Here is an 11329-nt window from a genome sequence, read left to right on the forward strand (position 1 = left end):
AATTATGGAAACCGTACATTTAGCTGTAAATGGTACATTAATGCGAGGTTTGGAATTGAATCCAAACCTGTTGGCTGTGGGAGCTACTTTTGTGCGAGAAGCCTTGACAGAACCAGTTTATCGGTTGTGGTCGATCGACGATCGCCATCCGGCAATGATGCGGGTAAGTAATGGTGGGAATGCGATCGTCGTTGAAGTTTGGGCTGTTCCCACATCTGGCATCTGCACAATTTTACAGCAAGAACCCCCCGGATTGTGCATCGGCAAAGTGCGTTTGGCAGATGGCCAAGAAGTACTGGGCGTTTTAGGCGAATCGCTTCTTTGTGAAGGTAAGCGGGAAATTACCCAGTGGGGTGGCTGGCGTGCTTATATAGGTGATTTAGGCAAGGATAAAGCATAACTTGTGTGCCAAATGTATTGCAAAGTACAAAAATCTATGTAATACAGTGATTAGATTGACTGGTCAACCGATTGATGTCATCTGTCTTAGAGCAGAACTTAATATAGAAATACATTTACCCCTGTCAAAGGAGGGCTAGAAAGTGAGTATCAGACGCCCATTTAACTTAAATCGTCGTCAAGTCATACGCGGTATTTTAGCTACAACAGCTTTTGGAGTGAGTTCGCGTCTTTGGACTGGATGTACCCCAAACACACCATCGAATCCCACAAGTCCAGCAAGCTCAACTAATTCGACTTCAAGTACAGGTTCAACTGGGGCTGTCAAACAAATAACAATGGGATTTATTTATGTAGGCCCCAAAGACGATTATGGATACAACCAAGCCCACGCGCTAGGAAAAGAGGGAGTTGCAAAATTACCTTGGGTAAAAACTGTAGAGCAAGCCAACGTTCCCGAAACTACAGAAGTACAGGAAGCGATGCGGAACATGATCGAACAGGACGGTTGTACAGTCTTGTTTCCGACATCTTTTGGTTACTTCGATCCGCATATCTTGAAACTTGCCCAAGAATATCCCGAAGTACAATTCTTCCACTGCGGCGGACTCTACGAAGAAGGAAAACACCCGAAAAATGTGGGCAGTTACTATGGCTATATTGATGAAGCGCAGTACATCGCAGGAATTGTTGCCGCGTCCACGAGTAAAACTGGCAAATTAGGATTCGTCGCTGCCAAACCCATCCCGCAACTAATCCGAAATATCAACAGTTTTACTTTAGGCGCACGCAGCGTTAATCCTAAAGTTACAACTCAAGTTATCTTCACAGGTGACTGGTCTTTGCCTGTTAAAGAAGCCGAAGCTGCTAATAGCATGATCGACCAAGGAGTTGATGTGCTGACTTGTCACGTAGACAGTCCCAAAGTGGTGATGGAAACTGCGGAAAAACGGGGTGTTTTCTGTAGCGGTTACCATGCGAATCAAGCAAATCTCGCTCCTAAAGGATATCTTACCGGTGCGGAGTGGGATTGGACAAATGTCTATTCCAAATATGCAGAAATGATTCGCGATGGCAAAACTTTGATGAACGGAGGAATCCCGCATCTGGTGCGTGGTGGTTTGAAGGATGGTTTTTGTAAACTTTCAGACTACGGTCAAGCTGTTAGCGAAGCGGCGAAGAAGGAAGCAGAGGCAGCTAAAGCGAAGTTTATGGATGGCAGTATGGTAATTTATAAAGGAGAAATTAAAGATAATACAGGAAAAACAAAGATCGCTTCAGCGAAGGAGTACAAACAGCAAGACCCGGAATTGGAAAAGATGAATTGGCTGGTAGAAGGCGTGATTGGTAGTACTAGCAGTTAGGTAAGTCAAAAGTCAAAAGTCAAAAGGCAAAAGTCAAAAGTCAAAAGGCAAAAGTCAAAAGGCAAAAGTCAAAAGTCAAAAGTCAAAAGTCAAAAGAAAAAAGGGCGAAGGGCTGGGGGTTAGTGCGTCAAAGTTAAATTTGAATAAGAAAAGCTAGATTATGGCGATCGCACAAAGTTGGCGAACAACGTTAGAAAAAATTTGCATTCCGGTAGCAGCGTTGGCGATTTCGCTGCTAATATTCGGTGTGTTTTGTGCGGCATCGGGTGCTAATCCCTTTGCCGTATACGCCTCAATTTATAAGGCAGCTTTTGGCAATTGGTATTCGTTCCAGAACACGTTAATTCGGGCCGCGCCTTTGATGCTGAGTTCCCTGTGTACGGCGTTACCTGCGCGTTTGGGTTTGGTAATCATCGGTAATGAAGGGGCGATCGTTATCGGTGGTTTATCTGCTGTAGCTACAGGGCTGGCGATGCAGGGTACTGGGCCTTTTGTCGTGCAGTTGGCGATGGCTTTGGCAGGACTTATTGCTGGTGGTTTGTGGATTGCCGCTGTTGGGGCCTTACGCCATTACCGAGGCGTTAACGAAACGATTAGCAGCTTGTTGTTGAATTATATTGCGATCGCCCTCCTCAACCACATGGTTGGTGGGCCAATGCGCGACCCCAGCAGTCTCAACAAGCCCTCCAGCTACCCAATTCCCGATGCCGATATGTTGGGAAATATACCGGGATCTCGCGTTCATTACGGTTTAATTTACGGGATTATTGCTTGCGCGATCGCTTACTTCCTCATTCAGCGTACCACTTTTGGGTTTGCTACCAGAACAGTTGGCGGTAATATTCGGGCTGCCAAAATCGCTGGATTGCCAGTAGGGAAACTAACTTTAATTATTTGTTTCCTAGCCGGGTCTTGTGCGGGTTTAGCAGGTATGGTAGAAGTGGCGGCGGTACACGGTCGCGCTAACGAATCGCTGAATGCTAATTACGGTTACAGCGGCATTTTGGTTGCGTTTATTGCGCGGCAAAATCCTCTAGCCGCCGTGGTGGTTTCAGTTATTCTAGGCGGAATTCTTGCGAGCGGTGGCATCCTGCAAAGGGCGCATCAATTGCCCGATGCAACTGTTTTGGTTTTCCAAGGAGTTGTATTTTTGGTAATTCTTTTCAGCGAGTCTCTGTACGGACGTTTTGCCATCTTTAAAGAAGGCGTTCGACCTCAAATATCAGCCCCAAACATCAATCCACAAACATAAATTAGTCATTGTCAATTTTCAAAAGACTAATTGCAGGAAATCCAAAATCCAAAATCCAAAATCCAAAATCGTCTTATGGCAGCAGAAAGTATAGGCTGGTGGGGAGTACCGCTGGCGATCGCAGCAGGAACAATCCGAGGTAGTGCGCCCTTTCTATTCGTTAGTCTGGGTGAATGCCTAACAGAAAAAAGCGGCAAAATTAATCTCGGTTTGGAAGGAACCCTATTGATGGGAGCCATGAGTGCTTATGCAATATCTTACCTCAGCAGTGCCAACGGAATTCCATCTTGGCTTGCGCCTTGGCTTGGTGTCATAACTGCTGGTTTTGCAGGAATGCTACTGGGTACAATTCACGCTTGGCTGGCACAACAACAAAAGGTAAACGATGTTGCTGTCGGCATTGCCATGATTATTTTTGGCAGCGGCATAGCATTTTTCTTAGGGAAACCTTTTATTCAGCCAGTAGCACCGCAATTACCTGCTTTTGAGTTAGGGAATTGGAGCGATATTCCTTCAATAAAAGCGGCGCTGAAAATTAGTCCGCTCTTTCTTTTGGGTGTGGCGATCGCACCGGCGATGCAGTGGTTTTTTAAATCCACTCGTTGGGGTTTATACATAAGAGCGGTTGGCGATAGTCCCGAAGCAGCTAAAGCAATGGGAATTTCAGTTTATAAAATTAGAATGCTCAGCATTATTGCTGGGAGTTTTCTGGCTGGGATCGGTGGGGCATACTTATCTTTATATTATCCCGGTAGCTGGACAGAACGCATTTCCAGCGGACAAGGTTTGATGGCAGTGGCGCTGGTAATTTTCGCTCGTTGGAATCCGATACAATGCTTGTATGCGGCTTTGCTATTTGGTGGGGCGCAAGCGATCGGCCCTGCATTGCAATCGGTTGGCGTCAATTCCTATTATTATCTGTTCAATGCTTCGCCGTATATCCTGACATTGCTAATCATGATTATCACTTGTTCGCCGAAACGGACGCTTAGCGGCGCACCGGGAGCGTTGGGGACGGAAAATTAGCGAGCGACGAAAATAACTGCAAATTGCATAAAATAGCGGTAATGAAGATCTAACATAAACGCTAATGGCTCAAGCAAACGGAAATATTGCCACCCTGACGGTAGATATCGGCGGTAGTGGCGTCAAAGTCATGGTTTTGAACGAAGATGGCACTCCTCGAACAGAACGCAAGCGAGTACCGACACCGCAACCCCCCAAAACAGAACCGATAATAAATGCGATCGCAGATTTAGCCGCAGGACAAGGTGACTTCGATCGCATCTCGGTAGGCTTTCCCGGCGTAGTGCAAAACGGCATCATTAAAACTGCGGTAAACTTAGATCCGGATTGGATCGATTTCGATCTAGCAACAGTTCTTTCCCAGAAATTAAACAAACCTGTGCGCGTCGCCAACGATGCAGATATTCAGGGTTTTGGCGCAATTTCTGGGCATGGAGTGGAATTAGTAATTACACTGGGTACAGGCTTCGGATCGGCATTATTTATCAACGGTAAATTAGTGCCGAATTTAGAAATGGGTCACCATCCGTTTCGCAAAGGTCAAACCTACGAAGAACAACTGGGACGTGCTGCTTTAGACGAAGTTGGCAAGAAAAAATGGAACTCCCGTCTGGAAAAAGCTATTTACTGCTTAGAGCATTTGTTCAATTACGACCAACTCTATATTGGCGGCGGTAACACAGATGAAATGACGATAAATTTGCCGCCTAATGCCAAAATAGTACCTAATGTGAATGGGTTATTAGGGGGCATAGCTTTGTGGCGAGAATAGTACTGTAAACCTGACTTTAAAATACACAGGCTAGTGGGGAGAAAAAATTTTTCATTATTGTTACAGGCATCGCGTAATACTTCTACTAAGTAGATAGTAGGATTGCTATTTCTTCAGTAACAAGATGAAAAACTCTTGCCCATACTTGCCTATGTAAACTTTTCCATATTTAGTTGCCGAACACTTATAGGTAATTGTATAACAATATCAATAATGTGAAAAATACTCTCACCGAAATTTTTAGGAGGGCGATCGGTCAGACATTTTAGATAAAAATATTTTATCTATGGGAGCGGGCTCGCTGATTCGTAAGCGTCTGGGAATTTAACTGAAAATATAGGTCTCTCAGCCAAATGCGCCGATTGATTATCTTTATAATATACCTATTTCTAGGAATTCTACCATTTATTGCGATCGGCTGTGGTGGAGCGGGTAGGCATACTGCTCCTAGTGTTGACTCTGAAATGTTAAGCACTTTTAAAGTCGCCGCACTCCTACCGGATGCGATCGACGATGGCAGTTGGAGCCAGTCAGGGTACGAAGGGTTGAAGTCGATCGAACAGCAACTGAGAGCGAAAATAGCTTACACTGAAAAAACCAACTATTTATCTGAAGCGGAAGTAACAAACGTATTCAGGCAATATGCCAAGTCAGGTTTTGATTTAATTATCGGTCACGGAGGCAGATTTGTTGCTGCTGCGGAAATTGTGGCCAAAGAATTTCCGCGCACTAAATTTGCTGTAGTGGGGACTTTTCCCGGTAATAATAGAAATTTAGGTGCGCTATCTTTTCAGAGCGGTGAATTAGGTTATCTGACAGGTGTAGTTGCAGCCCTTAAGACCAAAACTAATAAGGTGTCGTTTATTGGAGGTGTAGATTATCCCCTGATAAAAGAAGGGGCGATATTGTTTGAGAGAGGCGCAAAATTAACCAATCCAAATATAACTGTGATAACAGAATGGGTGGGAAATTGGACAGACACAAAAAAGTGCCAAATGATTGCAAAAAACCACATTAGAGAGGGAGTTGATATTATTTCAACTAATGCCGATCCAGGTTGTATACCTTTACATCAATTAGCCCAAAAAAATGGAATTTACACTATAGGATGGATTCAAGACTTATATCAACTTGCACCTGGTACTGTCTTGACCAGTGCCATCCAGGATTCTCCAAAGTTATTGTTACAGGCAGCAACTTTAGTTAGAAAAGGGCGATGGGAGGGTAAGCAATACAAGTTTGGACTGAGAGAAAAAGTGCAAAGATTAGCTCCTTTTCGAGGGTCGCTGACTGCCGAACAAGAAGAGATAGTCAACAAAATTAAAAACGATATTATCACAGGTAAAATAGACATTTCCTCATAAATACTTTAGTTTTAAGGAAGTAAGCCAGTAGCTGCAATACTCTGAAAAGGAGGTTCAATTGCATCAAGAAAATCAAAAGGCTAGTTCAGATAAATTAAACAGCAATTTAACTTGGCTGTGGAATTTATCCATCGCGAAACAATTGCGTTTTGGGATGGTCTTCTTGGTGGTATCGAGCTTGCTGACGACGGGAGTAATACTGATTTACTCTAGTTTCCAAACCCAATTAAAACAATCAAACCTACTACAGCAAGCGCGATCGCGAGCTGCTGCTGAAACAATCGACGCCTACATGGACGATTTGATCAGAAAATTGGGTTATTTGGCGAGAGTGCGGGGTTTAACTGATCTACCTCTGGAAACCAAACAAACTTTGCTAGAAGGTTTAACTCGCCACAACGATGCTTACGAAATGGTGGCTATTGTTAATCGTCAGGGAAATCCAGTTGTAGTCGTTTCTCCCTACAATCGTGTCGGGCTCGGTAATCTGGCACTTACACCCCTATTTGTGCGATCGTTCAAGCGGCAAGAAGATTATGTCGATGCTGTGAGCATCGATCCGGAAATTCATCAGTTAGTGACAACGATCGCCGTTCCCATTCGCAATCTACAAGATGAAGTTGATGGCATTTTACTGGCTAGAGTTAATTTAAAATTCCTCGATTTTGTGGTTTCCCAGACGGAAGTAGGAAAAACTGGATATACTTACGTAATAGACGATCGCAACTTTATAATTGCTAAAAAAAGAAGTGCTGGAGAGAGATTTAAACTAGAAGATATTTCCCAGCGTCCGTTTATTGAAAATTTGCACGATACAGAGACACAAGCCCTGACAATCTACCGGGGTCTTAAAAATGAACAAGTTTTGGGTGCGATCGCACCTATTGACAGCGTTGATTGGAGCGTTATTGTCGAATTACCAACAGCCGAAGCATACGCCCCTGTCTACAATCAGATTTTAGTAATGCTAGGAGCCCTCTCCCTCGCAACATTTACCGCCATAATATTGGGATTCTGTTTCTCTCGGCGGCTCGTCAAGCCCCTAGAAAATCTTACTGTTGCCGCCGCCCAAATTAGCGATGGAAATCTCGACACTCGCGTCCACATTCAATCCCGCAATGAACTGGGGATTTTAGCGCGTTCGTTTAACCAAATGGCACAGCAATTACAGGAGTCATTTAGAACTCTGGAAAAGACAAATGAAGAGTTAGAAATTAGAGTCGAACAACGCACAAACGCGCTTAGGCAAGCGATGGAAGCTGCTGATGTTGCCAACAAAGCTAAAAGCGAATTTTTGGCAAATATGAGCCACGAACTGAGAACCCCTCTCAACGGTATTTTGGGTTATGCTCAAATCCTGGAAAGAGCGCAAAATCTAACTAAAAAACAACTGGACAACATCAACATTATTTACCAGTGCGGTACTCACTTGCTTACCCTGATCGAGGATATTTTAGATCTTTCTAAAATAGAAGCTAAGAAAATGGAACTTTATCCAGAAGATTTCTATTTTCCTTCCTTCTTGTCAAGCGTAGTAGAAATCTGCCGCATCCGCGCCGAACAGAAAGATATCTCGTTTGTTTACCAACCAACTAGCGAACTGCCTATAGCCATTCATACCGATCGTAAACGCTTACAACAGGTGTTGATTAATTTACTCGGAAATGCAATTAAATTTACAGAAATAGGTGGAGTTAACTTTAACGTAAGTGTCATAAATTATCAGTCATTAGACACTAAAGAGTCAAATTATGACAATGATATAAGACTAATAAAAAAAATTCGTTTCGAGGTAAAAGACACCGGCGTAGGTATGAGTCCGGAGGAATTGGAAAAGATATTTTTGCCTTTCGAGCAGGTGGGAAATGGCAAACATCAAGCAGAAGGAACCGGACTGGGATTGGCAATTAGCCAGAAAATTGTTCAAATGATGGGCAGTAAAATTCAAGTAAAAAGCCAACTCGGTATGGGCAGCACTTTTTGGGTAGATTTAGATTTACCCGAACCCAAAGACTGGATACAAACAGCCACTATTATTAAGCAACAAAAGATTATTGGCGTAGAGGGGAAAAGGCGTAAAATCCTGGTAGTAGATGATAAATGGGAAAATCGATCGGTGATTGTCAATCTGCTAGAGCAAATCGGTTTTGAAATGGCAGAAGCAACAAACGGTGAAGAAGCTTTGACTAAAGCAGCAGAGTTTAAACCCGACCTAATTATCACCGATTTAGTTATGCCTGTGCTGGACGGATTTGAGATGATACGCCGCATTCGGCAGTCACCGGAATTGAAGGATATAGTGATAATTGTTTCATCTGCTAGCGTATTCGTAGCCGATCGACATAAGAGTTTGTTAGCTGGGGGTAACGATTTTATGCCCAAACCAGTACAGGCAGATGAGCTATTTCAGAAGTTACAAAAATATTTGGAAATCGTATGGATTTACGAGGAAACCCCGAAGCCACAGCCAGCAGAAGAAAGCCAAGATACAAATGCCGAGCTTACTAAATCTCAAATTCCAGATGGCGAATTAATTCCTCCCCCAGCAAAAGAAATAGAAATCCTCTTTGAGCTAGCGATGAGAGGTAATATCAAGGGTATTGCCAGACAAACTGTCAAGTTAGAGCAAATGGATGAAAAACTTGTCCCTTTTGTCCAATATTTGCGTCAACTAGCTCACAACTTTCAGGAAAAAGAAATTCTGGAGTTCATTAGTAAATACAGGTCAGATCCAAATGAGTGCTGAATCTAGCGAAAAATCTATCCTGTTAATTGTTGATGATAACCCCGTTAATTTAGGGGCGATCGCCGATTTTTTGGATGAAGCTGGATTTGAAGTATTGGTAGCGCGAGATGGGGAAAGTGCAATCCAAAAGGTAAAATATGCCCAACCAGATCTGATTTTATTAGATGTGATGATGCCCGGAATCGATGGATTTGAAACTTGCTATAAGCTGAAATCAGACCCGTCCACTAAAGATATACCAGTAATTTTTATGACTTCCCTCTCTGACAGGGTAGATAAAGTCAAAGGTCTCAATTTAGGCGCAGTCGATTACATCACTAAGCCGTTTCAGCAAGATGAGGTATTAGCCCGCGTCAAATCTCAGTTAAAATTGTATAATTTGACGAAAATTATGCAACAGCAAAATTTACTTCTCAAACGAGAAGTTGAAGATCGAGTTGCCGCTGAAATTTCTTTGCAAAAGCTGACGCAGGAATTAGAAAAACGGGTGGAGGAACGCACGTCTGAACTAAAGCAAACCATGCAAGAATTGCAACAGGCTCAATCTTATTTAGTGCATAAGGAAAAAATGTCCGCTCTCGGTCAATTGGTGGCTGGGGTCGCCCACGAAATTAATAATCCTGTGAGCTTTATTGCGGGTAATCTCAGCCACGCTGAAGGATATATCAAATCTTTGATTGAACACTTAAGCCTTTATCAGCAAAAATTTCCAGAGCCAGGAGAGGAAATTGAAAGTCATGCGGAAAAGATTGAATTAGGTTATTTAATAGAAGATTTGCCCAATTTAATTTCATCCCTGAAAACGGGAACCGATCGCATTCATCAGATTAGCGTTTCTCTGCGGAATTTCTCGCGAGCGGATACTACTGTTAAAGTGTCGGTCAACATTCACGAAGGCATAGATAGCACCCTCCTGATTTTGAAGCATCGATTGAAAGCGAAAGCAAACCGTCCACCTATCCAAATGATTAAAGAATATGGAGAATTGCCACCAGTCGAGTGCTACGCCGGTCAAATTAATCAGGTATTTATGAATATCATTGCCAACGCCATTGACGCCATTGAAGAAATGGAATATGGCAACCCTACGATTCGGATTCGTACCGAAGTTTCACAAAATAAAGATATAGCAGTTATTCGGATACAGGACAATGGGATGGGGATAGCACCAGAAGTCAAAGCTCGTATATTTGAGCCGTTATTTACCACGAAGGCGGTTGGCAAAGGAACTGGTTTGGGTTTGTCTATCAGTCGTCAGATTGTCGTGGAAAAACACGGGGGCGATCTGAGTTGTATTTCTGCACCCGGTCAAGGAACGGAATTTGTAATTACCTTGCCAGTTAAAAGTTAAAAAAGTTATTTTTGATACGCCGAAAAATGTCATAATTTAGTAGATATTTAAATATACTCAAATGCTGCTGAATATGGGATGTTTTGTTGAGTCCGATCCGTATCCCTATCCGTTCAATGGGGATTTGCGTCCAGAAAATACGGTTGTGCTGATAATTGATATGCAAACCGACTTCTGCGGCGTCGGTGGTTATGTGGATAAAATGGGTTACGATTTGTCGCTAACTCGCGCCCCGATAGAACCGATTAAAAAGGTTTTAGAAGTGGCTCGCGCTCAAGGATTTCATATCATGCACACCCGCGAGGGACATCGACCCGATTTATCCGATTTGCCAGAAAATAAGCGGTGGCGCAGCCGTCAAATCGGTGCGGGAATTGGCGATCCTGGCCCTTGCGGAAAAATTTTAGTACGCGGCGAACCGGGATGGGAAATTATTCCAGAACTCGCACCTAAGCCAGGAGAAGTAATAATAGATAAACCGGGTAAAGGTTCGTTTTATGCTACAGATTTGGATTTGATCCTCAAAAGTAAAGGTATCCAAAATATCGTTTTAGGTGGAATTACAACAGATGTTTGCGTCCACACTACGATGCGGGAAGCAAACGATCGCGGTTACGAATGCTTGATGCTATCTGACTGCACCGGTGCGACGGATTACGGCAATTATTTAGCGGCATTAAAGATGATTAAAATGCAAGGCGGTGTATTTGGAGCAGTGGCAGATTCGGAGGCATTTATTAAAGCGATATCAACAGGGGATAGGGGCTAGGGCGTCGGAGCTAGGGAGCGGGGGAAAGAAAAAGAGTTTAGCGGAATAGAAATAACAAACTCCGAACCTTCGCCTAACGAAGAATTAACCTCTAACTTACCGCCGTGTTTTTCCACAACAATTTGGTGGGCGATCGACAATCCCAATCCCGTTCCTTGACCGACAGGTTTGGTTGTGAATAAGTAGTCGGACAAAAGTAATCGACACTGTATGAACTTTTGTTAAGGCACTTGCAGGAGTGCGATCGCTACCCACGGATAGTACAAATGTATTGTAAAAATTGACA

General features: G+C 43.3%; 9 protein-coding genes and 1 pseudogene. 9 read left to right on the top strand and 1 reads right to left on the bottom strand.

Annotated elements, in window-relative coordinates; all coding sequences use genetic code 11:
- Positions 1-4 precede the first annotated feature (4 nt).
- From H6G03_RS27830 to biuH, 9 genes are all read left to right on the top strand, one after another.
- Positions 5-400, top strand: a complete 396-nt coding sequence (locus tag H6G03_RS27830; RefSeq protein ID WP_190471850.1) for an allophanate hydrolase-related protein — start codon at positions 5-7, stop codon at positions 398-400.
- 142 nt (positions 401-542) lie between these two features.
- Positions 543-1763 carry a BMP family ABC transporter substrate-binding protein gene (locus H6G03_RS27835; RefSeq protein ID WP_190471853.1) on the top strand — a complete coding sequence of 407 codons (1221 nt, stop codon included), beginning with the start codon at positions 543-545 and terminating at the stop codon, positions 1761-1763.
- A 160-nt stretch (positions 1764-1923) separates the two neighbouring features.
- Positions 1924-3015, top strand: a complete 1092-nt coding sequence (locus H6G03_RS27840) for an ABC transporter permease (protein WP_190471856.1) — start codon at positions 1924-1926, stop codon at positions 3013-3015.
- A 75-nt stretch (positions 3016-3090) separates the two neighbouring features.
- Positions 3091-4041, top strand: coding sequence for an ABC transporter permease (locus H6G03_RS27845; protein WP_190471860.1), 951 nt, complete (start codon positions 3091-3093; stop codon positions 4039-4041).
- 64 nt (positions 4042-4105) lie between these two features.
- Positions 4106-4813 carry an ROK family protein gene (locus H6G03_RS27850; protein ID WP_190471863.1) on the top strand — a complete coding sequence of 236 codons (708 nt, stop codon included), beginning with the start codon at positions 4106-4108 and terminating at the stop codon, positions 4811-4813.
- A 464-nt stretch (positions 4814-5277) separates the two neighbouring features.
- The gene (locus tag H6G03_RS27855; RefSeq protein ID WP_190471866.1) at positions 5278-6177 is read left to right on the top strand and encodes a BMP family protein; all 900 of its coding nucleotides are present in this window, start codon (positions 5278-5280) and stop codon (positions 6175-6177) included.
- 58 nt (positions 6178-6235) lie between these two features.
- A complete protein-coding gene (locus tag H6G03_RS27860) occupies positions 6236-8923 on the top strand; it encodes a hybrid sensor histidine kinase/response regulator (protein WP_190471869.1) in 2688 nt (895 codons plus the stop codon).
- The gene (locus H6G03_RS27865) at positions 8913-10274 is read left to right on the top strand and encodes a hybrid sensor histidine kinase/response regulator (RefSeq protein WP_190471872.1); all 1362 of its coding nucleotides are present in this window, start codon (positions 8913-8915) and stop codon (positions 10272-10274) included. Before H6G03_RS27860 ends, H6G03_RS27865 begins: the two co-directional genes overlap by 11 nt.
- A gap of 73 nt (positions 10275-10347) precedes the next feature.
- A complete protein-coding gene (gene biuH / locus H6G03_RS27870) occupies positions 10348-11043 on the top strand; it encodes a biuret amidohydrolase (protein WP_190471879.1) in 696 nt (231 codons plus the stop codon).
- Here biuH and H6G03_RS27875 read toward each other — a convergent pair.
- Positions 11040-11231: pseudogene (locus H6G03_RS27875) on the bottom strand (ATP-binding protein); the annotation flags it as partial. The gene biuH and the pseudogene H6G03_RS27875 sit on opposite strands and share 4 nt — an antisense overlap.
- Positions 11232-11329: the final 98 nt, after the last annotated feature.

Source organism: Aerosakkonema funiforme FACHB-1375, from assembly GCF_014696265.1.
Lineage (GTDB): Bacteria > Cyanobacteriota > Cyanobacteriia > Cyanobacteriales > Aerosakkonemataceae > Aerosakkonema > Aerosakkonema funiforme_A.